General features: G+C 65.2%; 25 protein-coding genes. 16 read left to right on the top strand and 9 right to left on the bottom strand.

Annotation, left to right across the window (positions count from 1 at the left end; all coding sequences use genetic code 11):
• Positions 1-125 precede the first annotated feature (125 nt).
• The 3 genes from AB0M36_RS37215 to AB0M36_RS37205 all read left to right on the top strand — a co-directional run bounded on the left by AB0M36_RS37215 (position 126) and on the right by AB0M36_RS37205 (position 3,151).
• The gene (locus AB0M36_RS37215) at positions 126-851 is read left to right on the top strand and encodes a hypothetical protein (protein WP_364167401.1); all 726 of its coding nucleotides are present in this window, start codon (positions 126-128) and stop codon (positions 849-851) included.
• Between the two features lie 144 nt (positions 852-995).
• On the top strand, positions 996-1,613 hold the full coding sequence (locus AB0M36_RS37210) for a hypothetical protein (RefSeq protein WP_364167398.1): 618 nt from the start codon (positions 996-998) through the stop codon (positions 1,611-1,613).
• Between the two features lie 1,058 nt (positions 1,614-2,671).
• Positions 2,672-3,151 carry a hypothetical protein gene (locus AB0M36_RS37205; protein WP_364167395.1) on the top strand — a complete coding sequence of 160 codons (480 nt, stop codon included), beginning with the start codon at positions 2,672-2,674 and terminating at the stop codon, positions 3,149-3,151.
• An 80-nt stretch (positions 3,152-3,231) separates the two neighbouring features.
• Here AB0M36_RS37205 and AB0M36_RS37200 read toward each other — a convergent pair whose 3' ends face one another.
• Both AB0M36_RS37200 and AB0M36_RS37195 read right to left on the bottom strand, forming a co-directional pair.
• Positions 3,232-3,444, bottom strand: coding sequence for a hypothetical protein (locus AB0M36_RS37200; RefSeq protein ID WP_364167392.1), 213 nt, complete (start codon positions 3,442-3,444; stop codon positions 3,232-3,234).
• A gap of 4 nt (positions 3,445-3,448) precedes the next feature.
• Positions 3,449-3,808 (bottom strand): hypothetical protein, encoded by a 360-nt coding sequence (locus AB0M36_RS37195; RefSeq protein WP_364167390.1) that lies wholly within the window; start codon positions 3,806-3,808, stop codon positions 3,449-3,451.
• Positions 3,809-3,914: 106 nt separating this feature from the next.
• On the opposite strand from AB0M36_RS37195, the gene AB0M36_RS37190 reads away from it, so the two are divergent.
• Together AB0M36_RS37190 and AB0M36_RS37185 are read left to right on the top strand one after the other, a co-directional pair.
• Positions 3,915-4,271 (top strand): hypothetical protein, encoded by a 357-nt coding sequence (locus AB0M36_RS37190; RefSeq protein WP_364167387.1) that lies wholly within the window; start codon positions 3,915-3,917, stop codon positions 4,269-4,271.
• On the top strand, positions 4,255-4,899 hold the full coding sequence (locus AB0M36_RS37185; RefSeq protein ID WP_364167384.1) for a methyltransferase domain-containing protein: 645 nt from the start codon (positions 4,255-4,257) through the stop codon (positions 4,897-4,899). The genes AB0M36_RS37190 and AB0M36_RS37185 overlap by 17 nt, the downstream gene beginning before the upstream one ends.
• A gap of 116 nt (positions 4,900-5,015) precedes the next feature.
• Here the strand turns inward: AB0M36_RS37185 and AB0M36_RS37180 are convergent, their stop codons facing one another.
• Positions 5,016-5,528, bottom strand: coding sequence for a hypothetical protein (locus AB0M36_RS37180; RefSeq protein WP_364167381.1), 513 nt, complete (start codon positions 5,526-5,528; stop codon positions 5,016-5,018).
• Positions 5,529-6,197: 669 nt separating this feature from the next.
• Here AB0M36_RS37180 and AB0M36_RS37175 point away from each other — a divergent pair.
• Positions 6,198-6,815 (top strand): hypothetical protein, encoded by a 618-nt coding sequence (locus AB0M36_RS37175; RefSeq protein ID WP_364167379.1) that lies wholly within the window; start codon positions 6,198-6,200, stop codon positions 6,813-6,815.
• Positions 6,816-7,196: 381 nt separating this feature from the next.
• Here the strand turns inward: AB0M36_RS37175 and AB0M36_RS37170 are convergent, their stop codons facing one another.
• A complete protein-coding gene (locus tag AB0M36_RS37170) occupies positions 7,197-7,769 on the bottom strand; it encodes a DUF4240 domain-containing protein (protein ID WP_364167378.1) in 573 nt (190 codons plus the stop codon).
• 438 nt (positions 7,770-8,207) lie between these two features.
• On the opposite strand from AB0M36_RS37170, the gene AB0M36_RS37165 reads away from it, so the two are divergent.
• Entirely contained in the window at positions 8,208-8,846 is a 639-nt protein-coding gene (locus tag AB0M36_RS37165) for a hypothetical protein (RefSeq protein ID WP_364167375.1), read from the top strand.
• On the opposite strand, the gene AB0M36_RS37160 is transcribed toward AB0M36_RS37165, so the two are convergent.
• From AB0M36_RS37160 to AB0M36_RS37145, 4 genes are all read right to left on the bottom strand, one after another.
• Positions 8,839-8,979, bottom strand: coding sequence for a hypothetical protein (locus tag AB0M36_RS37160; protein ID WP_364167372.1), 141 nt, complete (start codon positions 8,977-8,979; stop codon positions 8,839-8,841). The genes AB0M36_RS37165 and AB0M36_RS37160 overlap by 8 nt on opposite strands.
• Positions 8,980-10,177: 1,198 nt before the next feature.
• Positions 10,178-11,311 carry a type VII secretion-associated serine protease mycosin gene (gene mycP / locus AB0M36_RS37155; RefSeq protein WP_364167370.1) on the bottom strand — a complete coding sequence of 378 codons (1,134 nt, stop codon included), beginning with the start codon at positions 11,309-11,311 and terminating at the stop codon, positions 10,178-10,180.
• Entirely contained in the window at positions 11,308-12,816 is a 1,509-nt protein-coding gene (locus AB0M36_RS37150) for a hypothetical protein (RefSeq protein WP_364167367.1), read from the bottom strand. Before AB0M36_RS37150 ends, mycP begins: the two co-directional genes overlap by 4 nt.
• Positions 12,809-13,219 carry a hypothetical protein gene (locus AB0M36_RS37145; RefSeq protein WP_364167364.1) on the bottom strand — a complete coding sequence of 137 codons (411 nt, stop codon included), beginning with the start codon at positions 13,217-13,219 and terminating at the stop codon, positions 12,809-12,811. Before AB0M36_RS37145 ends, AB0M36_RS37150 begins: the two co-directional genes overlap by 8 nt.
• Before the next feature lie 665 nt (positions 13,220-13,884).
• Between AB0M36_RS37145 and AB0M36_RS37140 the strand changes: the two genes are divergently transcribed.
• The 6 genes from AB0M36_RS37140 to AB0M36_RS37115 all read left to right on the top strand — a co-directional run bounded on the left by AB0M36_RS37140 (position 13,885) and on the right by AB0M36_RS37115 (position 20,103).
• Positions 13,885-14,199: a hypothetical protein gene (locus AB0M36_RS37140; RefSeq protein ID WP_364167362.1), complete on the top strand. Its 315-nt coding sequence runs from the start codon at positions 13,885-13,887 to the stop codon at positions 14,197-14,199.
• Positions 14,196-14,762: a hypothetical protein gene (locus tag AB0M36_RS37135; protein ID WP_364167359.1), complete on the top strand. Its 567-nt coding sequence runs from the start codon at positions 14,196-14,198 to the stop codon at positions 14,760-14,762. The genes AB0M36_RS37140 and AB0M36_RS37135 overlap by 4 nt, the downstream gene beginning before the upstream one ends.
• A 116-nt stretch (positions 14,763-14,878) precedes the next feature.
• Complete coding sequence (locus AB0M36_RS37130) at positions 14,879-15,079, top strand: hypothetical protein (RefSeq protein ID WP_364167357.1); 201 nt, start codon at positions 14,879-14,881, stop codon at positions 15,077-15,079.
• A complete protein-coding gene (locus tag AB0M36_RS37125) occupies positions 15,076-16,239 on the top strand; it encodes a hypothetical protein (protein ID WP_364167354.1) in 1,164 nt (387 codons plus the stop codon). The genes AB0M36_RS37130 and AB0M36_RS37125 overlap by 4 nt, the downstream gene beginning before the upstream one ends.
• Positions 16,236-16,388 carry a hypothetical protein gene (locus tag AB0M36_RS37120; RefSeq protein WP_364167351.1) on the top strand — a complete coding sequence of 51 codons (153 nt, stop codon included), beginning with the start codon at positions 16,236-16,238 and terminating at the stop codon, positions 16,386-16,388. Before AB0M36_RS37125 ends, AB0M36_RS37120 begins: the two co-directional genes overlap by 4 nt.
• Positions 16,389-17,223: 835 nt before the next feature.
• The gene (locus AB0M36_RS37115) at positions 17,224-20,103 is read left to right on the top strand and encodes a BTAD domain-containing putative transcriptional regulator (protein ID WP_364167348.1); all 2,880 of its coding nucleotides are present in this window, start codon (positions 17,224-17,226) and stop codon (positions 20,101-20,103) included.
• 724 nt (positions 20,104-20,827) lie between these two features.
• Here AB0M36_RS37115 and AB0M36_RS37110 read toward each other — a convergent pair.
• Entirely contained in the window at positions 20,828-22,648 is a 1,821-nt protein-coding gene (locus tag AB0M36_RS37110; RefSeq protein ID WP_364167345.1) for a S9 family peptidase, read from the bottom strand.
• A gap of 590 nt (positions 22,649-23,238) precedes the next feature.
• Between AB0M36_RS37110 and AB0M36_RS37105 the strand changes: the two genes are divergently transcribed.
• The 3 genes from AB0M36_RS37105 to AB0M36_RS37095 form a co-directional block, all read left to right on the top strand.
• A complete protein-coding gene (locus tag AB0M36_RS37105) occupies positions 23,239-23,463 on the top strand; it encodes an MbtH family NRPS accessory protein (RefSeq protein ID WP_364167404.1) in 225 nt (74 codons plus the stop codon).
• 35 nt (positions 23,464-23,498) lie between these two features.
• Positions 23,499-24,794, top strand: a complete 1,296-nt coding sequence (locus AB0M36_RS37100) for a PLP-dependent aminotransferase family protein (RefSeq protein WP_364167342.1) — start codon at positions 23,499-23,501, stop codon at positions 24,792-24,794.
• A gap of 37 nt (positions 24,795-24,831) precedes the next feature.
• The coding region (locus AB0M36_RS37095; protein WP_364167339.1) for a condensation domain-containing protein at positions 24,832-25,229 on the top strand (398 nt) is incomplete at its 3' end.

The raw sequence follows: 25,229 nt of genomic DNA, 5'->3' as shown, positions 1-25,229 counted from the left end.
GTCACATCATCCAGTGTCGTGGTCATCACGGCGCCTTCCTCGCCGGGCTACGCCCGGCGGGTCAGACCGGAAACACCGAAAGATCCACAGTCCCGGCAGTGACCGTTCTTTGCGATCATGGGTAGATGCTCGCTCGCGATGAGGCCGTTGACTACCTGCGTGGCTTCGACGGCATCCCACCTGAGAGCCTGCAACTGGAACTCCTGTCCGATGGAACCTGGCTGCTCGAACGGCAAGCGTTCTGGGCGAGCCTGTTGTACGACGCAGCTGACGAGGAACTCCTCGATGCGCTGTTCGGCAGCGGTGAAGGAACCTGGTTGACCGACCAGATCGACGAGTTGTGGAAAGAGATCGAGCAGTCGGGTCGATGGCCGGTACTAAGGTTCGGGACCCAGACCGGGGACTTCGCGCTTGCCATCTGGCACGTGGCCGATGAGACCGAAGGCCACGACTTCGTCGTCCTGCCCGGCGATGGTCGATGCATCAGCGTGGCAGCCGTCGCAGCCCACTCCTACGGACCTGGATTGTCATGGCCGGAAGCGAAGAGGCTGATCGGGCGGGGCACCCTCGGATCAGCCGCTCAGCGACTGCTTCTGCTGGTCCGCGCGCTGGGGGACACGGATATGCCCACCGACGTCGTGGGCCGGGTAGCCGAAGCGCTTCTGGCTGTCGGTGACGCGGCGTGTTCGAAGGAGACCGCGATGGAAGCCGCTCAGCAACTGGTGACAGGCCGAGAGGTCAGATGGTCCGTGCAAGATGACGTGCTGATCTGCGACAGCGAATATGCGGCCCGCCGACCGGGTGGACTCCCTCCGGAAGATCTGGTCAACGTGACGCAGGCACTGCGGTAACGACGAGAGGCTGCACCTCCGCAACGATTTTGATTCCGAACAGGGTGCCTCGGTCCTCCCCCGCGAATGGTGGCGCTTTATGTCCGGATCACGGAGGCACGATATCGGTTCATCCCGGTCGGCCCGAAGCACTAGCGTGCCACTGTGATCAACGGTGAGGGTGCCCGACTGGGCATGGAGGCGGCACGGCGTCTCGCGCAGACCGGGTGTTGTGAGATCGGGCCGGGCTTGACGGATGAGGAGTTCGATCGCATCGAGACGACGTTCGGCTTCGAGTTCGCCGATGACCATCGGGCGTTCCTTGCGGCGGGGCTGCCGCTGAACGTCCCGTTCGAGCCGGAGGAGGGCGTGTCCTATGCGTGGGAGCGACCTTGGCCGGACTGGCGCGACGGGGACCCCCGCGCCATTCGTGAGCGTCTGGAGTTGCCGGTGCAAGGGGTGCTCTTCGACGTGGAACACAACGCGGTATGGCACGAGACCTGGGGCGATCGGCCGGCAGGCCGCGACGAGGCGTTGGAGACGGCGCGACTGAAGCTGGCGCAGGCGCCGCGTCTGGTACCCGTCTACGGACATCGGTTCCTGCCCGCCGGGCGGGGAACCTTCGGGCACCCAGTCCTCTCGGTCGTGCAGACCGACATCATCTATTACGGCACGGACCTGGCCGACTACATCCATCAGGAGTTCGGCGGCCCGGGTATGGACAGGACAGATCAGCGCTGGAACCCGAATGCGACTGTGGCCTTCTGGCGGGACTTCCTTTGACTCCTTCAGCGTGCCTGAGCAACCGATCGCGTGTCATCTGTCGAGGCTGGTTCGCGCGGTGGAAAGGTGAACGTCCGGCATGTCGGCGTACGCTTTGAACTGTAGAGCCGGGTTCGCCACGAGGTACACAGCAGCCATTGACAACGGTGCGTCTCAACGGCACGCCCGCGAACCTCAGTAAACTACGCTGAGTCACCGGGAGCGGGGACGGCGGTGTCCGGATCTAGCCGATGAGCGCGCGTTCGGCGAGCGGCGCAAAATCTGGCAGGCTTCTCGTCATGCGTCCAATGGGCAGCCGTGATGTCGACCAAGCTGTGGCCGGGATGGTTCGGGTACTCACACCACACGAAACCGCGGACTGGTGCCGCCCGGCCGGCACGCTCGACTGGAGCTGTTGGCAAACAGCCGCCCACATCGCGCATGACCTCCTCGCCTACGCCGGGCAGCTCGCCGCTCGCCCTGACTCCGCCTATCTCCCGTTCGACCTCGTGGTACGCGACGACGCGCCGCCCCGCGACGTGCTGCAAATAGCCGCCAGTGCAGGACGAATGTTGAGCACTATCCTGGCCGCCTCCGACCCTTCGACACGAGCCTGGCATTGGGGCCCGACAGACCCGAGCGGCTTCGCGGCACTGGGCGTGAACGAGATACTGATGCACACCCACGACATCACCGAAGGGCTCGGCATCCGCTGGCGTCCACCTGAGTCTCTCTGCAGCGTCGTACTCGCCAGGCTCTTCCCCCACGCTCCGGCCGGGGATCCGATCCAGGTACTTCTCTGGTCCACCGGGCGCGCTGACCTCCCCCGACCGTCCTCGGCCCACCTCCTGGGTCTTGAAGACTGCGCTCGGATAAGGCCTACTGCCGGAAACCGACACGCTCACGCTGGACGGCGGTATCCCCATCCCGCCAACCATGCGCCTCATCCCGAACTGCAGTCACGCGGTGTGAGTGCCATCCCCGGGCAATTGCGCTCGCTCGTGGCCGATGAGAGTGCACAGCTGATACCCGTGAACTAGCTCCGAAGGCCCCCGCCCGGCTACAGAATGCACGGTGTGGTGGCAGACATTCACACAGCTGTGGAGATTTACCGCGACGGCCGCTGGCGGCGAGTCCGCCACACGTTCCCCAGCTCGAGCGGTGGCCGGACGAACGAAGTCTTCGAGCATCCCGACTACGGGATCTTCGGGTTCCTGGCCGACGTCCGTAACTACTCACACTCGCCGGTGATCGCCGCGCCGCGCGGTCTTCCCGCCGGCTGCGACGTCATCGGCGACGACTTCGACTGGTGGCGTCCGGACCTCGTCTCGGTGTCGTGGCTGACGCTGGCCGAACTGCAGGCGTACGACTACGAGCAAGTCTTCTGGGACCGTCGTATCCACAAGGACGGCGACGGTGCCGCGCTGGCCCGCGAAGGAGAGGGTGAGCATCGTCGGTTGCGCGACTTTCTGAGTCCGTATTTCTTCGAGCGATTGGCGATGCTGGCCGAGCTCGGTGCTCCGGAAGACCTCCGACTCATCATCGGATTCGACGAGTGATCTCAGTGGAGTCATGCACGTGCGTGGCTGCAGAGAACGCGCGTTCGGTCCCCGTCCGGCCAGTGACCGCCCGAGGTTGATCAGCGGGACCGCGAATCGGTGCCGCCGGGAGACTCACCCGACGTCCGGGCCACGCCGGCCGCGACGCGACGCCGTCGCCGAGTCAGCGTGGCGGCGGTCACCGCGCAGAGGGCACCTACCGCGACGAGGGCGCCGGCGACGCGGAACCATTGGCGTTCGGACCGCTTCCGGATCTGCCAGATCTTCTGGTCCGCTTGCCGTTGCGCGGCCATGGTCTCAGCGTGTTCCCCACGTGGCGACCGCGGCGACCGCACGGTGTTCGGCGGCGAGCAGGCGCTGATGGGCGGCGGCCAGGTCGTGTGGATCTCGGGCAGGGCGGTTGATCTCCTCGAGGCATACCTGCGCGTACTCCACCAGACCAAGGACACCGGTATACCGGCGCACCGACCCTGGCACGCGCAAACTGTGGTCGGCCTCGGGTATCTCCAGTACCTGTCTTCCGGTCGCCAGCGCGGCCCGCGGCACCCCGAACCGGGCGCCGGTTCCACCCACCAACAGCTGCGGAGCAGGGTTTGCCGTGATCGCCTCCACCACGGAGCCGTCGGTCAGGACCGGCGTCAACCAGATCACCGGCATCTGCCGCTCAGCGGCTATGGCCGCAGCATGCACTCGGTCCGGGTCTCGTGGAGCTCGAGATGATTCCCCGACCTCGTTCGCCGCCCACCTGCGCTGCGGCGAAGTCTTGGCTGCGCACTGGGTCGTCCTCGACGACGTCCACTGGGGTGATGACTGCTCGATCGAGGCGATCGAGCACCTGGTCCGGCATCCCACGCGGACCCGGGTGCTGGTGATCGCGGTACGGTGCCGCAGTTCCCGGCACTGTTCATGGCGGGCGATCTGGTACGCGGCGGTGGATGGCACGGCCGACATCTTCACGCTCGTACCGTTGACGGCCGAGCAGGCGCAGACGCTCATGCCGGCGCAGCCGCCGGCAGCGCGCCGTGAGGCGATCTGCGAGGCGAGAGGCAAGCGTCAGCCGCTGCCTAGGGATTGCTTATGCCCACGGCCGTTAAGGTTCGCCGATGGACGCGAAGACTGAAGAGCTGAGGGCCGCCCACGATGGGCTCGCGGAGTTCTACGCCGACCGTCTGGCGGGTCTGCTGGAGGCTATGCCCATCGAGCGGGCGATACTCGATCTGTTCTGCGAGCTCACCCTTGCCGCCGAGGTGGGCGTGGACGTGGCAGACGTCGGTTGCGGAACGGGGAGGCTCGCTCGGTACCTGGCAGGACAAGGCATGCTACCTCGCGGGATCGATCTCTCACCCGAGATGGTGCGCGTCGCTCAGCGCGACTATCCGGACTTCTCCTTCGACGTCGCCGACTTGCGGGAACTGCCTTTCGAGGATGCCTCCCTGGCCGGGGTCGTCTGTTGGTACTCGCTGATCTTCCTCGCGCCATCCGACAGGTCGACCGCCTTTAGCGAACTGGCTCGCGTCATCAAGCCCGGGGGATACCTGGTGACCGCGTTCAAAGCCGGCGACGGCGAGCTTCAGCGGCGGGGTAGCAGCATCGGCCGCGGTGTCGAATTCGACGCCTACTGGCTGCCCCCTCAGGAGATGGAACGCCGGGTCACTGAGGCTGGATTCGAGACGGTGTTCTGGGGCGGCCGACCCGCCGAGCAGCAGGAGACGACTCCACAGGGATACCTGCTCGCTAAGAAGATGTGAGCCAGCGCTAACGGATCTCTACTGCGACCTGGCTGTACGCATCAACCTCTGCGATGATTCTGACGGTGTCGCATGGGTTCTGGCACAGCAAGTGTGGAGGACGCATTCCGAGAAGTTCAGTCCGCCTGAACGTCATCGTCCTCGGTAGCGCGACGCTTAGCGAGGGCATCTCGGGCAGCCGCTACTTGCGCGACGATGTCGGCCAGCGGTCGTACGATGCCCGGAGCATCGTCAGGCTGGAAATCATGAATTCGCCGATGAGGGTCTAGAAGGTCCGAGAGTTCTAGCTGGTAGTCGGCGAACCCGCTGACTCCTGGCTGGACCTCTACCGAACCGGCGTGGACTGGGCCTACCCGAAGCCAGCCCGAGTACTGGTCGGAGAAGTCGTATCCCAGTAGCACGACCGGGTCGCTGCCTGTCGAGAGTCGCTCGAGCAGAGCGAGCCAGCAGTTCAACGTGAAAATGCCGTCCAGTCGGCCGTCCATGCCGAAATCGGGGTGGTCGAGCTCAAGGCTGCACCGAAGGCGGCGCACACCCAGCTTGAGCACCAGGTGGTGCGGCGGTTCGTTGGCGGGCTCGATCGACAGGCCGACAAGCCCCCGCAACGTCGTCTCTCGTTCTCCGCCCATCGGTCCCCCCTGCGCATCGTCGGCTCGTGAGACTACGGCCGACTGCGATCAGATGCGACACCGTTTCATCTAGGTGGTGACCGCAGCTGCGGCGCCGCCTCGCACGGACCATCGTTTCGGGTGGCTGTCCACACTTACGGTGCCAGAACCGTCGCATGGCCCCACCGGACGGGCTTGGGTTCTAACGGTCGTCGCAACACCTGACCCGTTCAGGAGTTGCCGTGCCTAGGCTAGGCCTCGTCGTCCGCGCAAGCCACCCGGTGCCGGCCCGGAGCAAGCGAAGCGTGATCACTACCTTCGCCTCATGGCGCAGGGCATGAACAACTCGGCAGCCTGCAGGGAAGTCGGGATCAACCGTCGCACCGGCACCCGCTGGCGATACGGCCGGACCATCATCAGCGCAGACGGCGAGTCCAGGGTTGAACCACAACGCTGCCAGGCAGCGGCCGTCGGGGAAGGGCTCGCTGATATCCGAGGAGTCGCGGCCACCGCCCGAACCGCCAGAACCCGGAGGCATTCCGGTGGTCCCCGGTCGACCGCTTCGCCCCAGAAGCGCAGACTCGGCGAATTACGTACGCTCAGCGCCTGTAGTTGGTCCTGCTGTAGGTTGGCCCCGTGGATCTTGAGGTGATCGAGGGCCGGCTGACCGAGACACCGGTCGGGACGGGCGTGGAGCGCCGCGCCTTCGGTGAGTTCGTCGGGCCGCGCGGCGAGCTGGCGTCGTACGCGTTCGGCTGGACGACCGAGCCCGATCACCACCTCGCCCGGCTCACTGTAGGGATCGGGGCCGGAAACCCGGGCGGCGCCAGCTTCCACGCGATCTTCTTCGACAACGAGAACAGTTATGCCTGCTCGCTCGTCGATGAGCCGTTCGAGCGAGTGCCCGAAGGCGGCCCGGACCTGACCGCGAGCGAGGCCCGCGCGCACGAGTGCCTGCCGTTCATCTGGTGGGTGGTGGACCGAGTGATGGAACGTGACCGCCGTGCGCAGTGGATGAAGCACTGGCTGTTGGGCACCACCAGCATTCAGACCGGCGAGGTCTTCGCACGGACAGAGCCGATTTTGTACGTCAGCCACGACGCCGACGACGGACTCTGGCAACTCATCGGCGCGAGCGACGCCGACCCCGCGACGGCCAAGCTCAGTCACCTTCACCACGCCGTGGAACACGACCTCACGCTGCTCGACGTGCTCGACCTCGAGCCCGGCGATTGCGCCTACCGAACCGGGCCGCGCGAGCCTTGGACCCGCGGGCCGTCATTCAAGTCGTCCGACGACGAGGACTGATTAGGTCCCGGCCTTTGCGCCGTTTGCGCAGCGCGCTATCCGCGGGATGACAATAAGGTCGTCCTGGTGGAACACGACATCGTGCTGCGACTGGATGGACCGGGCGACCGCCGAAGACCTCTATGCGGCACTGTACGAACTCGGAGAACATATCGCGGCCAGCGCACCCATCACTCCGCCGACCGCCGAGGAAGTCGAGCGACTCGGGCGCCTTCTCCGGGACCTTGCTCACTCCATCGGCCGCAAGTGCACTCCATACTGTGATCACATCGAGTGACGCCGTCCGCTTCTCGGCGGTACGAGAGTGTGCCGGTATCCGCCTGGTCGCACCACCCGGATCGGAGATGGTCAGAAGCGCATCGCCGGGTTGCTGACCGGCGCCTACGGGCTCCAGTGCTCCCCGAACAGTGCCCACAAACGGGGGTATTGGCCGGCTACCTCGGCGGGTTGCAGAGCAATGTCATCGGGATTCGGATCCATCCGTAACCGAATGCCGCGCTCGTCGCTGAGCACGTCGCGGACATCGCCGTCGATGTCCGGGCGCTGTTCGCCGATCTCGCAGGCAACGTACTCCAGCGACTCCCAGTCCGGGAAGTCGTTGTCCTGCCAAGGTCTGGGCAGGGCAGCCAACCGGCGTACCGCTGAGAGGAGAGCGAGCGCGTCCGGGTCGGCAATCGCGGCGTCGTAGGCGTCGCGACCTAGCCCGACGAGCCACATCTGGAAGTAGTGGAACGAGTCAGTACCGCACCACCCTCCCATGATGACTTCCGCGGCGTGCCACAGTCGATACGTGTTGGCCGGCTCCCGCGTTGCGGAGAGATGCTGCACGAAGTCGAGCAGATGAGAACGGGGCGCACGCCATAGACGCTCACGCAGAAACGCCTCGCGCTCAACTCGCTCTATCCTCGCATCACCAGACGCCTCGATGAGGAACCAAAACTCGTCGACATCCACCGGGTCAGGCTAGAGGGGACTGGGCCTGCCCCGTTTTTGACGGACACCCCGCTTCCACGAGTGATCTTCCCCAGGTTCCGTGGAGCCGTGACAGCTGGTTCTATGCGACTGACAGGGTGGTGTGGAGCTCGGCGGCCGGCTGGGCGCAGGCGACTGTGGGTAGCGGCCGCGAGCGGTGCTGCTGTCGTTGTCCTTCGTATCCTCTGGACTCGACAAACGCGACGTTTCCCCATGCGAGAAGGCGCTTCTGGAAACCTGGTGTCGGTGACCGCGGCCGGTGTGGGCAACCCACTGATGTCGGAAAGAGGATCGCTAGTCAGGCGGAGTCGGTGAGCAGGCGCATGCCGGCTCTGCACGGCAGCAACGGCGATGGCAGCTGGTTGTCGTATGGCCAACACTTAAGCTCAGTGATGACCTTGCCGTGCTGTACTACGGCATGTGAAGCGCCGGACGAGTCTGTTCCTCAGCGTGGTGATGCTCGTCGTCTCGGCCGGCGGCGTCGCCGGCTGGCGATGGTGGCACAACCGACCCCCGTACGGACCGCAAGCGCTCAGCGCCACCGCGACCCTGCGCATGGTCGACCAGGCGACCGCAGACGCCGCCCTTGACCCGGTCACCGTGGTCTCGGCCGAGAAGGGTGATCAGATCATACTCGGGCAGGTCTCCTGGCGCAGGCCGCCGCAACACCCGGACGGGGGATCGTTCCGGATCGTGGTGCTGGACAAGCGCACCCAGCTGTTGCCCGGACACCTCGCGGTGAAGTCGCCGTGGCCCGACGAAGTCTTCGTCGGCTCAGACGGCGCTCAGGACAGGGCCCAAGATCGCTACTCCTGGTTGCAGGGCGCGGGTACACGCGAGATCGATGGCCGCACCTGGGGCGGCGGCAACGTCATCTTCGCCACGTCCATCTATGCATCACCGGTCACTTTCGCCCTCGTGCTGCAACCGGCACGCCCCGGCACTCCGCCTGGGTTGCTGGTTGCCAGCGCCCCGATCCAAGTTGACGACCTGCTCGTCGCACTGATCAACGTCGGACCGGACGGGCAGGTCTACTGGGCACACCGCCTGCTCAACTGACGTACGGGCCATCCACATTGGTCGCGCGATCGGCGACGTCCAGATCGACGAGGAAGCCGCGGGCCTGCCACTGTTCTGGGGGCAGCTGGTCGCGGACCAGGGCGTTGTACTGCTCGGGACTGAGGATCTGCATGGTCGGGATCGGGTTCCCAGTCCGGGGGCGTCGGTTTGAACAGGTCTGGGTCGTCGCGGAGAGGGTCCGGGCTGGCATCGGGTACGTCGATCAGGCGCACGCGGTCGGGGTGGCGGATCCAGTCGTCGGTGCCTCGCTCGTGTAGGTCCTGCACGAGCCGGACCCGCCGCGCGACGCCGGCTGTGAGGGGCAACTCGCCGGTGAGTACCGGGTAGGCGTCGACCATCAGGCATCCGTCGAGCACCAGGTCGCCGCCCCGGTGGTCGCCTTGCCGGAGCGCGCGGAGGTCACCGGCCTCGATCATTTGCGCCCAGGACTGTCCGTCGGCGTCCAGCCATGTGCCGGCTCGTGCGGCGACCTGATGCAGTACCACGCCGGCGGGGAGATCCGGGTCGTCGAGCCAGTTCAGGCGGGTCTCCACCCGCTCGCCCAGAGACCAGGTGGTATCAGGAGGGCAACAACTGTCGCGGACGAGGACCGGCCAGAGCATCGGTCCATCGTGTCATTCACCGTTCTTGTCGCGGCGACCGATCCATACGAGACTGATCTGGCGCACTGCCCGTACTCTCCGAGTGACAGGAGGTGCGCATGGGCTTGTCAGGCCGAGACTGCCCTTACTGTGGTCGGCGGGTCAGGGAACCGTTCGAGAAGACGGTCACTGGGCGGGAAGTCTGCCCGGACTGCGCCAATGCCCTGTTCATGGGGTCTGCGGCGGGTGCAGTCACCGGCGACGTCGGTTCCGGATTCGGAGTCTGGGCCATGCTCATGCGTAAGATCCGGCGCTCCGACTAACCAACGTCCGCCGGCGGTCGTGAACGGTGTGGGCCGTGACTTTGGTGACGGCGGCGAGCGTGTCCATGCCCACTTCGGCGCCCCTCGTCCAGGTAGCGCTGCGAAAGGCGCCCCGTCTCGCCGGCCACGGGGGGAGCCGGCGAGACGGACGCCTGACATAGGCAGTAGCTGATGCGTCATGGTGTAGTCACGGCGGGTATGCGGGTTCGGGCCGCTCGGCTCGGCACCCAAACGGTTGTCCCAGCCTTCTTTGGACATCAGTTGGGGCCGCGGCAAGCCTTACGCCAGGAGGTTGGGCCCGATCGAGCCGCCGCCTGCTGCGCGGTGTTGCCGCACCGCACGGGTGCCATGGTTCGCTGCTCACAAGATCGCGAGGCGTATGGAAGGGCAGCGAGCGACGCCTTGTTTAATGTCGTCGTCGTCGGCGGCGTGCGATCAGCCAGACGAGCAGGACGCCTGCCATGACGACGATGAGGGCCGTGATGCCGATGGCCGCGAAAACCGCTGTGTTCAAACGGAAAATCGGGCCGGACGCGTTGATCGGCGTTGCTGTTGCGGTGGCGGTCGGCGCGGGCACCACCGGCGACGCCGACGCGCTCGGGGGCGCTGCGGCGGGCAGGTTGGCAGTGGTCAGGGCGGATACGAGGTTGAGCGCGCCGTATCCGTACTGGGGGTCGCGGCCGGGTGGGCCTTTGTCGGTGGCGGTGGCGGTCAGCCGGTGGATGACTTCTGCGGCGGTCGCGTCCGGGTAGCGGGACCGGATCAGGGCTGCGGCGCCGGCCACGATGGCGGTGCTGTCACTGGTGCCGGTAGCGATCCGGTAGTCACCCGTGCTATCGGTGGAGACGATGTCGACGCCGGGCGCGGTCAGCATGACTTCCGGGCCGGTGACGCTGACCTTGGCCAGGCTGCCGTCGCGTCCGGTCGCGCCGACCGCGAGGACTCCGGGGTAGCGCGCCGGATAGCCGACGGCGACGCTGCCTGGGCGGTTGCCGACGGCTGCCACGACGACGACATCGCGGGCGACCGCGTCCTGGATTGCCTGTTTGAGGGCGGTGAACGTCCCTGTTACCGAAGAAATCGAAATGACCTTCGCGCCGCGGTCGACGGCCAGACCGATGCCCTTGGCGACGTTGGGGGAGGAGCCGATTTTTCCGAACTTAGCCCGGATAGGCAGGATCTTCGCGCCCGGGGCGATGCCGAGCGCGCCGTCTTGGCCGTGGCCGTGGGCGGCGATCAGGCCGGCCATCGCGGTGCCATGCCCGTCGGTGTCGGTCCGCCCGTCGCCACCCCCGCCGGTGAGGTCGATGCCGGGTAGCACGTTGCCGGCCAGGTCGGGGTGCGCGGCGACCCCGGTGTCGATCAGGGCAACCGTGACGCCCTCACCGGTGCTCACCCGATGCGCGGCCGCGACGTCGAGGGTGGACAGGTGCCATTGCCGGCCACGGGTGGAATCGGCGGCCGCCGGTGTCGCGGCGAGCAGGACGCTCAGCACGCCCGCCGCGCAGGCGGCGATCCAACGAGGTTGGCGTGCCCTCACCGATGGAGTCCGATGATCCCGGGTCCGGGATCGACGGTGTCGGCCGGGTCGGGCTCGATCACGGGTGCCACACCCTCGATGACTGCCCACGGATTGTCCGGATCCCACTGCCGACCGTGGTCAGGATCGGAGCCGCCACTTCGGCGGCCCCGCGCCATGCCCGTCACGCCCGAGTTCGCCGGTAAAGGGACGCCGCTCCCGCTCGGACCGCGCTGCGCGCCGATCCCACGACCGACCGAGTTTCCGCGCTGGGTGCTGGTCACGCCGCCGACCGGGTTCCCGCGTTGGGCGCCGACCCCGCCGCCGACCGAGTTTCCGCGCTGGGCGCCGATCACGCCACCGACCGGGTTGACGCGCTGGACGCCGGCTCGCGAGCCTCCGAGCTGTCCCCCGCGCTGCTGGGGTAGCCCGGTGACTCCCTCGATGCGGCCGCCAGGTGGCAACGCGCGGCCGCCAGCGCCCCCGCTGGTGCCGACGACACGTGTTCCGCCGGCCGTGGTCGGGTTTACCGCAACCCGTCCGCCGCTGGTGAAACCAGGCAGCGGCGCAATGCCGGGCACCGGGGGAATCGGGGTCGGGCCAGGCAGTGTGGGCGGACCGGTCACCGGTGGCGGGAGGGGAGTGGGCGGGGGAGGCACTGGCGTTATCACGCCCGCCAACTGCAGCCCTGTTCCTCTCGCTGGCGGCTGTGACGCTCCGCCACTGGGCGCACCGGCGTCGCCCGGAGCAGGATGCGAACCGGTACCTGTTGCCGTGTCGCCGTTCCCGCCGGCGCCGCTCTCGACGTGACCGGGCGCCGTCAGGTGGGCGCGGGTATGCGCGGGAGGATCGATGGTGGGTGGCCGCTGCGCCCCGCCGCCGGTCGAGCTGTTTCCCAGGCTCGTGTCGCCGGGGTCCACCGCCACGTCCGGCGGCATGTAGTCCGGCGGGGTGGTCATGTTGACGCTGGCGTCGTGGGCGGCGCCACTGAGGGTGTCCATCGCCTGGCGGGCCTGCTGCTGGAGCTGGTCCTGTCGGCCATCGTCCACGGGCGACGAGGTGACCGCCTTGGTGATGCCCTTGGCGACGAAGCCTCCGAGCGGCCCGTGCACGGCCGAAGCCCCGGTGCCGACGGCGTCGACCATGTTGTTGTATCTGTCGATTTTGGCTTCGTTGTCGACGTACTCGCGGTGCAGCGTTTCCAGAGTCGTGTGCGCCTGGGTGATCGCCTCGGTGACGTAGCCGATCTGTATCGCGTTGGAGATCGCCGCCTGTGCGGTCTGGGTCACGGCGTTGAGGAGCCGGTCCAGCTCGAGCAGGTACGCGGCCGAGGCGGCGTTCTGATCGGGTGGCCACTTCGCGGCGAGCTGCGTGCGGAAGCCCTGCAACGCGGTCCAGTGCCGGTCGAGCATCTGTTGCGCTCTGGTCCACGCCTGGATCTGTTCGTGGCTTTGTCCGAGGGTCTGCTTCGCGGCCGTGACCATCGCGAACAGCTGTTTGATGTCGTACGACGAGTACTCACTCACCGGTGACCGCCCCCGTGCTCGCCGCGTCGGTTCCGGGCTCCGGCGGGGTGTAGCTGATGACCTGCTGCACATCCGTGACCCGGGTCGCGGAGAAGGCATCCGCGTCGCCGTAGTCGCGGGCGATCACATGCGCGGCGTCAGCGACCGCCTGGCTGCCGAGATCGAGGTTGAATAGGGCGTCCAGTGTTGCCTGGATGTTGGCGCTGTACTTGTTCTGCAAGGCGACCCAGCTGGCGCCTGCGATCGGTCCGCCGATGCTCGCGCCGGGCTGCATAGCGTCGTGGATCGGTGTCACCTGGGTGCGGAAGCTCGACTCAAGTTCCTGGCGCATGGCTTCGGCCACGCTCTTCAGCCCGTCGATCTCGACGCTGATCTGGCGCATGAGCGCTTCGGCCGGCAACATCGCAACCCCTCCCCGCAGGTGGCAGCGCGTACATGGAGAAACGTCATGGTACTGGAGTACGCGCTGTAGTCCCTACCTCCCAAAAACGCTGCGAGAGCCGGTGTGGCCCGGATTGCGGTCTGCGGTGATGATTGGACAGGTCGTCGCGTGCTCGCATGGCGGCTCGGCGCCGACGGGACGACACCGAGCGGGAATGAATAATGCGGGATGATTGGCAAGATGCACTGGCGAGCCTTGTCGACGAGGGTGACGAGTTCTTCCGGGATGCGCGGTCTGCGGCACAGGTATCGGTCGATCACGGGTCAGATGCCACCAAGTCGGTCACTGTGACGCTGGATGCGCGCGGCCGTGCGGTCGCGGTGAGGGTGGCGGCGAGGTAGCGGCGACAACTCGCGCCTAACGTTTGCCGAACGCCGTGCTCGAGGCGGTGCGCGACGCCTCACAGCGGCGACTGGTGCCGTGGGCCGCGCCTACAGCAAGGACGCGTCGGCGGCCGACGGACCCCTTGCCGGTGGTTCTACAGAACCCGGCTTGGTCGCCGACCCGCTGCAGTTCGCTGGAATGATTCCCAGCGACGGCTGCCGAAGATGGCGCGTGATCGACCGGGAAATCGCACTTGCCTGCTCGCTTGTCCTAGCCTGGCATCTCGAGTTACAGCCGGACGAGTGAACCGCGTCAAGGCCGAGTGCGTGGACTCCTGTGAAGGGCTGCTGCATCTGACGGGAGAGCTATTCGTGGCACAGGACAGCTGGCAGCCAGACGCGGACGTACAGTCGCCGGATCGGTCGGTGCGCCTGCGTGTCGACCAGGCTGGTCAGGTGCAGGTCGACTTGTGGGATCTGCACCGGCACACGGACGAGTCTCTTGCTGGGCAGGTGCGTGCTGCCGCACGGGTGGCGTTGGCGACGTTGCAGGCCGACGTGGGTGCCGCCGAGCAGCCGGACCGCACCGTTGACCGACGCTACGGAACCGCGTGGTGAGCTGGTCTCACCGCCGGCTGATCACCGTGCTCGCCGCGGTCGCGCTCGTGGTCGCCGGTGCTCTGGTGTGGTGGTTCGGTCCCTTGCGTGACCGGCCGTGGGTGCCGACCTGCACCGATCTAGCCCCCAACCTGCAGACCGAGCAGGGCGGCGCCTGGACGGTGACCGACCCCGACGAAGGTCGGGAAAACGGTAAACATCAGTCCTCCTCAACGTGCGAAATCTCGTTCGTCACCGCTGACCAGAAGTACACCGGCACCCTCTACCTGTTCACCGTTGCCGCGGACAACCCCGACACCGCCCGCAAGGACGTGGCCAGCTTCCCGTGCGTGGGGACTGCCGACCCGGTGAGCGTCCCGCAGGACTACCATGCTTTGCGGATGTGTTCTCTGACCACCAGCTCGCAGACCCTCGTCTCCGTCTGGGCGGCGAAGAACGACCGGCAGGTCACGTCGCGCGTCACCATCAACATCCGCGGCGACGCCCAGGCTGCGACGGCGTACGCCCAACAGCTGAGCCGCCTGGCCGCCGACAAGGCGCTGACCGTGCCCGAGCCGGAGTAGGAGATCTCGATGGCGAATCTGACCCGTTACTACGAGGCCGTCGAAAACATCCGGGCCACCGGCCGATCTCCGGGCGAGACGGTCAGGGTCACCCGCGAACCAACGGCGAGATCGACGTGTGGATCCGCCGCGGCACGTTACTCCGGCTGAACGCCGACGAGGTCGCCGCCGAGATCCGTGCGGCGCTGCTGGCGGCGGTGGCCGACCATCGGCGCCAATTCATCGAGGTACGCACCAGGCACTTCGGTTCGCCGCTGTTCGCTACCGCCTTCACACCGCCTGAGCCGGTGCCCACACGATCGGGGGAGTGGTCATGACCCAGCCTGCAACGTTGCGTGTCGAGACCCGGGCGCTGGTCGCGTACGGCACCGAACGGTACGAGGACGCCGTCACCTGCGGCGCGGTCCGCCGCTTCCTCGACCACGTCGGCGCCGTACCCCCCGGTGCCTGGGGCACCCTGCCCGACGTCTCCGCCAAGCTCGCCCGTGACTGGGAAACCACCCTCGACCACCGCGTCGACGAGGCGATCGCCGGGCGCGACGAGATGGAGCAAATGGCCGACGCCCTGCTGCAGACCGCGGCCGACTTCGAGGGCACCGACATCGCCACCGCGACCTCGTTCGACCTGGTCAACCAGGATCTGACGCCGTACCTGCCCACCGCGGACGGCTACGACAACCAGGTCCGGGTCCGGCGCGGCGGCGCCGGCATCGTCACCACACCGCACAACCAGCACGACCCCTACGAGCGGCCCGCACCGGTCATCCCGCCGGAGAACACTCAGCTCGCCGCGGTGGGCCACGAGATTCTCCCGAGCACCCGCGTAGTCGAGGAACCCCTCACCCTCGGCACCAGTGACGGCAACGACCTGACCCTCGGCGGCGGCCGGACAACGTACTACGAGAACGGCAGCGGCGACGCCCTCGACCAGTTCGTCCACACCTACCGGGGCAACCTGCTCCTGCTGGAAGCGATGCTCGTCGAGATCGGCACCGGCCTGCGGATGCCGCTGTCCGACCTGATCATGAACGCCTGGAGCAGCGCCCCAGGCGTCATCCGCAACCGGGCCGACCTGCTGCACTCGGTCGCCAACACCTACAAGACGGTGCGCACGAACATGGAGGACGAAACCACCAGCCTGGCCCGCTACTGGGAAGGAAACTCCGCCGACGCGTTCACCCAACACGCCACGGGCCGCGCCACCTGGCTCGGGCAAATCCAGGAACAAGCATCCTGGCTCGCCGAGGAAGGCAAGAAAGCCGCATCCCTACTCGAGGGATTGCGCAACGCGTACGCGGCCGCCGGCTACGAACGCATCGACGGCCTACTGACGGCCATGCAGGACTACGCAACCCGGGTACGCGGACTGTTCAGCCCCTGCTCCACGCGGAAGACAAACTGCTCGAGGTGGCCGGCCTATTTATCAACTTCATGGTCGAATCCGAAAAACGCGCGGTCGGAGAACTCCTCCAGTTGATCAGAATCGACGAGCAGGAACGCAAGGAACGACCCGACCTCGGCACCCGCAGCCACGACGCCATCCGCCCACCGGCATCGGCCGTGGGCGGCAACGTCTGGACCGACCGCAGCGGCTGGATCCCCAACCCGAAGCGACCCCCGCTCTAGATCCTTGGTCGCTGTATCCCGGGCGGGGCCAGGTAACCATTCCGGCCATAGAGGGCAACGTTGCGGCTGCCTGTCGCCTCTCAGGAGACGGGGATGCCGCCGCGGACGTACCGACCGCATCGGCGGTCGACGGTTCCTGCCCCGGCGGTTCCGCAGGGCCCGGCATGGTCGCCGACCCGCTGCAGTTCGATCGGGGTGATTTCCAGCGTCGGCTGCAGGAGGTGGCCACCGCACCGATGTCCTGAGTCGGGCGGCGTTCACCGGACTGGAAGGGATGCGTCAGTGGGCTGACCGCAACGGTTGGACGCTAACGTCGCGACCCCACGCTCCAACATCATGGACTGTGCAGGGAACTGAACTGCTAGTCCACATGCCTGGTCGGCTCGACCTCCATGGGATTCCAGGTCGCGCAGCCGCTGCACTGCCGCTGGCCACCCTGCTTGATGGCGGTGTCGGACCGGGCTCTTCGCGCAGTGGCGAATAGTGCAGTCCCCCTGAGTGGCGAAGAACTCTGGCCCCGAAGCCCCCCACCCCACCGACGGCATCGCGAACGTCCTGCTGCGGCTTCATCATGAGGAGCGGTGCTGGCTCGTGCTGACCAGCCCAGGGCTCACCATCTCCTGTGGACTGAGCGCGTAGATGGCCGGTCCGCCGACGCACCAGGCTGTAGGCGATCGTGTCATCTGTTCGTCTTGACGCAGAGTGTACAGCTCATTGCGCGCTGTCAATCGGTCGTTGATGAGGCTTTCGTGCCGTCGTCTGTACGAATATTCTCCCGAGTGCGATCACTGGCTAAACCGCTACACCCACGCGGCTGACCCGGAACGAGGACAAGGTGGACATAGGGATACTTGGTCCTATTGAGGTGTCGCATGCGGGACGGCGAATTCCGCTCGCTCGCCGACAGCAGTCATTGATCATGGGTTTTCTGGCGCTCGAGGCCAATCAGTTAGTGCCCCGGGAGAAGTTGCTCGAGCTTCTGTGGGGGGAACGGCCTCCACTGAAGGCCCGTGCAGTCGTTCAGACTCGCATATCCGAGATCAGGACGGTCTTGAGGTCAGCGGCACCAGAGGATCTCAGCACCCACCTGCAGACAGCGGGGAATACCGGATACTTGCTAAGAATTCCGGCCGAATCCGTCGACGTTCAGGTGTTTCGGACGACGACAGAACGGGCGCGGAAAGTCGCTTCTGATGAAGAGGCGAGTGCTTTGCTTCGCGGCGCACTGGACTTGTGGCGAGGGCCGGCGCTGGGAGGTTGTACCCAAGAAGATCCATTCGCGGTCGTCTGCCAAGGGCTTGATGCGGCCCGGCTCACCGCTACAGAGGACCTCTTCGACGTCGAGTTGCGACTCGGCAATCACAACCAGATCGTTGACCAGATCGCAGAGCTGTCGGCTCTTCATCCGACTCGGGAGAGGCTCATCGGCCAACTCATGGTCGCGTTGTATCGCGCTGGCCGCAACGCAGAGTCACTGCATAGTTACGATCGCTGGAGGCGTTGGCTCGCTGACGAGCTCGGTGTGGACCCAGGAGCCGATCTTCAAGCACTTCACCTTGCCGTGCTGCAAGGAAACCTAGATGGTGCAGGCATCCTTTCAGCGCATCCTCGTGATGAAAAGGGAAGTGGCCCGGCGCCATCCGCACGTCGCCACAGTGTTTCAGCGCCTGACGCGGACTCGATGAACCAATTTGCGGCGAAAATACCAAGAACTCTGCCGCCCGACATTGCCGACTTCTCTGGGCGCACCCAGGAGCTCGAATCACTACGCACAGTCCTGATCGGCAGTGAGGACGGCATTGCTGCCGCGTCAGTGACTGGTCAAGGAGGGGTGGGAAAGACTGCCCTGTCAATTCATCTCGCCCACCAGTTGAGCGGTGACTTTCCAGATGGTCAGCTATACATCAACCTCCGCGGCGCAGACCAAAGTACGTCGGTCGAACCTTTTGTTGCGCTGGGTCGATTTCTGCTGTCTCTCGGAGTCGATGATCTGCCGCATACGTTGGAGGAGCGACAGGACCTTTACCGCGGACTGCTAGCCAAGAGGCGCGTGCTGGTCGTTCTCGATAACGCAGCGACAGAGGCGCAGGTTATACCCCTTATCCCGTCGGGTCGTAATTGTGCAGTCATCATAAACGGCCGCGCCCGTCTTGGTGCCACATTCGGAGCTCGCCCAATCGATGTGGACGTGTTGCGACCTTCCGACGCCGATCAGCTGCTCTGTCGAATGGCGGGTGTCCAGCGTGTGCAAAACGAGGCCGCGTCGGCCCAGGAGCTAGCGCGTCTTTGTGGATTCCTTCCATTGGCACTGCGTATAGTCGCAGCAAAGCTTGTAACCAAGCCTCACTGGAACATCGCCAAGATCGTGCGACTACTCGAGGACGAACGAAGCAGGTTGAATCACCTAAGACACGAGCATCTGGATGTGCGGGCTACTATTTCTCTCAGCTTCGCCGGACTCGATGCCGACGGGCAGCGCCTGCTTCGTAGAATTGGCGATATCAATCTTCCGGAGATAGGCGTCGGCCTGGCAGCATCGCTCCTGGACGTGAATGTGAGCGTAGCGGAACAGGTGCTTGAACACCTCTTCGACAACCAGCTTGTTGAGGTGGCAGGGGAGGACAGTGCCGGATACGCGCGGTACCGCTTGCATGATCTCGTGAAGCTCTTCGCTCAAGAGCAAGCTAGCGTCGACGAGAGCCCCAGTGAGCTTGAAGCGGCGCGGTCGCGAGCGTTCGCCTTCTATCTCGAAGTTGCTGCCGTAGCGTACAGGGCGATCTTCGGAGGTGACTACCTCACGATCCACGGTCCGGCGCTGCGTCCAGCAAGTCAAGGACGGCATGTCGAAGAACTCGCTTCAGATCCGGTGCGCTGGTTCGAGACTGAGCGCACGGCCATCGTGGCTGTGGTTGAACGGGCTGCGGAGACCGGCCAAGTCGACTGCTGCTGGGATCTCATGTGTACGGTTTCGCCGTTGTTTCCCATGCGTCGCTACTTCGATGAATGGCGGAGTATCGCTGAGCGAGCCTTGGCGGCTGTTCAGGAGGCCGGGAATCGAAAAGGTGAGGCGGCCGTACGTTATCGTATGGGAATGCTCTGCGCAGACAGGCGCGAGCACGAAAAAGCTATGGAGCACTTCGAGGTAGCGACCCGGCTATTCCATGAGGAAGGCGAGCGCCACGGGCACGCCATCACTACCGCGCATTTGGGCATGGTTGATCGCTTCCTCGGCAAGATGGATTCGGCATTGGAGAATTATGAGTCGGCTATCCCGGGTTTGCGGGCCGCTGGGGACGCGGCCGGTGAGGCTTTCGTTCTGCGGAGCATCGGCCAGGTCCACCTGGAGCGAGGGGAATACTCGGCGGCGGACATCAATATGGACAAAGCTTTGAGACTCTGCCAGTCGCTCGACGGCTTTCGTATGGCGGAAGCTCAAGTGACCTTCTGGCAGGGAATGTTGCGCTTGAAGCAGCGCCGACTGGACGAGGCAGAATGCAACTTCGAGCAGGTGCTTGCGCTAATGCAGGTGCTGGGCGATCCGCGGGGTCAGGCGCAAGCGCTGCGGGGTTTGGGCATGTGTTACCACCAGCAAGGCCATCGAGAAAAGGCGAAGGGAGCCCTAACGGAGGCAATGGAGCTCATCCGTCAGCCACGTCCAGGGCTCATGGAGAGCTACATACGCCGGGCACTCGAGGAGGTTGACGCAGCGCGGTGATGCTGCGCCCCCAAAATGTCGGACCCCAGGTATACCATCGGTGATCGTCCATGCTGCACAGACCGAAGGAGCCCTTCATGACACGTCGCCTCGTCGCCGCTGTCCTGGCCGCCGTCACCGCCCTCGCTGTGACCGCAGCACCGATCGTCGCTCAGCGGGTTAGCCAGCCGACCTCTGTTCTCGCCAATGAGTGCGACTGGTGTAGCCCTGGTAAGTAAATTCGCGCCTCCACACTGAACGGTTGCGAGTGACCGGCCGCCATGCCTTCAGGCGGCCGGTCACTCGCGCATTCAGGAGTCGCCTATGAGGGGTGCCGGGGGACGGTACTTGCGAAAGAAGATCGTGGCCTATGCCGGAGGTCGCCTCGCGGTGCCGAGAGGGCGGTTGGCGTCGCACCCGACGGCGGGGAACCGTGGCGCACTCGGAATCGAGCACGGGTCGTCGGACGGGATGGAAGAGGGGCGCTAAAACCATCCAATCCATACATATAACATCAAGATGGACGGCAAGCGTCGCCGGCGCCAGGTACGACTATCAGAGCGGCGAGCAGGCGATCGACCACACCGGGCCGGTGTTAGCCACCCTGCTCGCCACACTAGCCCTCTACTCTCGCGAGCCCAAGACATCTGCTGTCGTCCCGCTGACCCACAAGCAAGCACCAAGGCATGAACCGGCCTCATTGCGAGCGGAGGCCGGATCTACCCGCCTGGGTGCCGTTGCGGTACTACGTATCCGACGGGGCTAGGTGCCGGATCAGGAATTCGCCTGCGGCTGAGAACGCCTTCGCTTGGTTGTCGCGCTTGGTGAAGCCATGCCCTTCGTCGGTGAACAGCTCATAATCGACCTCCACCCCGTGGGTACGTAGGCGCTCCAGCATCTGCTCGCTCTCAGACCGGGGCACCCTGGGATCGTTGGCGCCCTGCACCACCATCAGCGGTGCACGGATCTGATCGGCGTAGGTGACAGGGGAGCGAGCCAGAAGCTCGGCGGCATCGGCATCAGGGTCGCCGAACATAGTCTCCACCAGTGTCTTCCATGTAGGCGGTGACGCTTTGGCAAGGGTGACAAGGTTGCTGGGGCCGTAGAAGTCAACGCCTGCAGCCCAGTTCAGCTCAGGAAGGCGGCTCAGGCAGGACAGGACAGCAAAGCCGCCGTACGATGCACCGAAGATTCCGATACGGTCGCCGTCGATCCAGTTCTCGTCTCGGAGGAAGGCGACAGCGTCGGCAAAATCGTCGAGATCGACGCCACCCCAGTCTCGGAAGATCCTCGTCTGGTACGACATGCCATAGCCGGTGGAGCCCCGCACGTTGGGTGCAAACACGGCAATGTCATGGCTGAGCAGATATTGATAAAATCCGTCGTATAGGTAGGCGGGAATCTCTTGCCAGTTCGGTCCTCCGTGGACGGAGATCAAAACTCCAGCAGGACGTGCGGAATTAACCGGCCGATACAGGAATGCCGGCACTCGCTGTCCGTCGCGGGTTGGATAATGGGCGAGTGTTGGTTCAATGAATGTAGTCCGGTCTGCGCGTACCGGCTTCGAATCGGTCAGCCAACGTACGCTGCCCGTAGTCAGGTCCATCACCGCAACGTTCCACGGCCGCGTCGCCGTGGACAGTCGTAGCGCAGCGAACCTCCCATCGGGTGAGAGGGTCAATCCGGTGGCGCTCCCCATCGGTAAGGCAGGAAGATCAAGGTCTTCACCAGAGGTCATGTCGCGGGCCCGTAGCTGAGCAACGCCGTCAACCCGCACGTTCCATGCGATCACTGAACCGTCCTGAGACATGGCTACCTCGTCCACGTCCCAGTCGGGGGTGTCCAGCCAAGAGAGGTCCCCGGTGGTGGCGTCCATTACGGCAAGCCCGTTGAATTCGCGGCCCGCGTTCGTCAGGACTAAGAATCCCCGCCCGTCCGGTAGCCAAGGTCCAATCCAGTAGCAGTGCGCCTCGTCCTTCGGCGTAAGCAGGACAGGGGGTCCTCCGTCCAGAGGAACAACATGCACGAGATGGTCGCTGTTGGTGGTCCGCCATTCGACCACAGTGAGTCGATCACCATCCGGCGACCAGTGTCCTGCGTGCACTCGGCCGCCGCCCGCGTAAATCCGCTGGACCGCCCCGCTGGCCATGTCACGTACGAGGACGTCTTGGTCCTGGGGAACCCGATCGTTGCCGGCATAAGCGAGATACTTGCCGTCCGGCGAGAAAGGATTGCCTCGCGCTAAAACATACTGGGTCTTGGAGGACTCCGTCAGCGCCAGCGGCTCGCCGCCATGCAACGAAATCTGGTGGAGCTGCGTGCTCTCGTTGCCCTTTGCGTCCGCGGTGAAGATCAAGTTGTCGCCAGCGGGATGCCAGGCGACGTGCCGGACCGTAGTGTCGGCGTACGAGGTGAGCCTGCGAGTGCCTCCACCGTCAATTGACTGGATCGTCAGGTTGAATTGGCCCGTCGCGTCATCGACGTAGGCTACCGAACCACCGTCAGGGGACACGGCCAGTGTGGGAAGGAACCTTAAATCCGGCTGGAAGTCGGGGTAGGCAAGCATGCGGGGCATCCTAACGCGACCCGCGCGTCATGTCGGTAGTCGTCGATCGACATGTTGGGGCAGCAGTGTTCACGGTCGATGAGAGAGGCCGAGCCGATGCGTCCAGTCCGGCGCAGCACTGACCCTCTCCGGCCGTGCCAGCCTGCCTCTGTAGGTGTCAATGATCGATACGATGTCCGTATTTATGGTGTGATTCATCTACCGTCTCGACTTCGATGGGCCGTGCGTAGGCGGGAGGCCCAGGCGCTCGCTGTCTTCCTCTCACGCTTGCCTGCCCCTGCGTGACGGCTCGGCCGCGACGCTCTTCCCGGATGGGAAGTCTGTGGGAAGTGCTGTGGAAGCGCACTCGAGCAGTATGGGTTCCGGCGCCGGGCTGAGGTCGAGGGATTGCAACCGTCGGCCGTTGTTGTGGACGCATTGAGGGCGGGCGCCGGCAGGTGTCAGATCTCGCTCGGGGGAGATCAGACATTGCCAGCCGCGATCTCCACCGCACGCAGAGAAGGCTTGGGAAAGCGCCACAAGGTTCGGCCTCTGCTTTAGGGGATGGGGAAATGCTGTTGAGGATCGCTGCCTGGATCTGGTGAGGAGTAATTATGTTGAATCCTTTTGACAATGGGGTCGGCTTGTTCCTGGTGCTGACGAACGATGAGGATCAGTATTCCTTGTGGCCCTCATTTGCTGAGGTTCCGGCTGGGTGGACCATTGCTCTTGATGGGTCCGGCCGGGAGGAATGTCTGGCGTACATCGAGGCGAACTGGACCGATATGCGTCCAGCCAGCCTGGTCATGGCACAAGGGGCGGTTTCCCCCCGCTAGAAGTCCAACCCGCCGAGCAACGAAATGGAACTCTCTTGGCCAGCACGGTATTCGGCGTTCCTGTGACGGACCTCTTCGACTTCCTCGAGACGCCGGGCTCAGAATCGATGAACTTTCTCAATGAGGTGGCGCTACGTTATCCGGACGCTGTGTCATTTGCTGCCGGTCGACCAAGCGAGGAGTTCTTCTCCATCGAGGCGGTGCACCGTTACGTCGATGTCTACGTCGAACATCTGCGCCGGCAGGCGGGCCAAGATGAAGCGGTCGTGTGTCGCACGCTGCTGCAGTACGGCCGGACCAAGGGCATCATCGACGACCTCGTCGCTCAGAGCCTGCTGATCGACGAGGGAATCGACGTCGATGCAGAGTCGATTGTGATTACCGTCGGTGCGCAGGAAGCAATGTGGTTGATCCTGCGCGCACTTCGCCGAACGGCGGACGATGTTGTGCTGACGGTGTCGCCCGGGTACGCCGGCCTCAATGGTGCGGCGGCGCTGGCCGATGTCAAGGTACTAGCGGTGCGTGGAGCACCTAACGGACTGGATCTGGCCGACCTGGGCAGAACTCTGCGGCGGGCCCGCGCGAGCGGGCACCGACCGCGGGCGCTCTACCTGAACACCGACTTCGCCAACCCGACGGGCCTCAGCCTTGATCGGCCGACCCGGACCGCTTTGCTGCGAATCGCCGAACGAGAGGGAATCCTGCTAATCGAGGACAGCCCTTACGGAATTTTCGGCAACGAACGCGATAGCCTGCCGTCCCTGAAGGCACTCGATCGCACGAATCAGGTCGTCTATGTAGGGTCCTTCGCCAAGTCCGGATTCCCGGGCGCCCGGGTCGGCTTCATTGTCGCGGACCAGACGGTGACGAAGCCGGACGGCAGGTCGGGTTTGCTGGCCGACGAGGTCGCCAAGATCAAGAGCCTGCTGACGGTAAATACGTCGCCTATCAGCCAGGCCCTCATCGGCGGGAAGCTGTTGGAACACGGATTGAGCATGCGGGCGGCCAACAAGCGGGAAATCACCCTCTATCAGCGCAACCTCCGGCACCTCTTGCGCGAGCTAGATACTGCCTTCCCCGCCGATCGGTCGACCGGGATCTCCTGGAACCGCCCGGAGGGCGGGTTCTTCCTCCTCCTCGACCTCCCCTTCGCGGTGGGTGACGGCGACTTGGAACGGTCCGCTCGAGAGCACGGGGTCCTGTGGACGCCGATGCATCTTTTCCACGGCGACGGCCGCCCGCGGCGGAGCATTCGCCTCTCCTTCAGCCATCTCACGCCCTCCGAAATCACCGAGGGCGTACGGCGCTTGGCCGCCTTCGTCCGCTCCTGACTGACGCGTCGCACAACCCACGAAAGAGAGCCGATCAGTGACTGCGCTGTCGTCTGCCCAACGTCGCCTGTGGTTCCTCTACCGCTTGGAGGGCCCATCCTCGACCTACAACATTCCGGTGGTCGCCACCATCACCGGCGAGGTCGACGGTCCGGCGCTGATCGCGGCGGTGAATGATGTGGTGGAGAGGCACGAGATCCTGCGCACCGTCTACGTCGAGGCCGACGGGGAGCCGTCGCAGCAGGTGTTGCCGATCGGCGAAGGCCGAGTCGATGCGGCACAGGAGCGCCTTGTACCGGAGGCGCTCGCTGCCGCGGTCGAGGACACGTGTCGGCGTGCCTTCGATTTGGCGGTGGAGGCGCCGTTGCGGGTGCGTCTGTTCAGCACCAGCACCCACCACCACACCCTGGTCATCGTCCTGCACCACATCGCCGG

The sequence above is a fragment of the Actinoplanes sp. NPDC051346 genome, assembly GCF_040682215.1.
In the GTDB taxonomy this organism is placed as follows: domain Bacteria; phylum Actinomycetota; class Actinomycetes; order Mycobacteriales; family Micromonosporaceae; genus Actinoplanes.
Note: the sequence above shows the minus strand (reverse complement) of the source record. Positions and strands in the feature narration are given on the sequence as shown.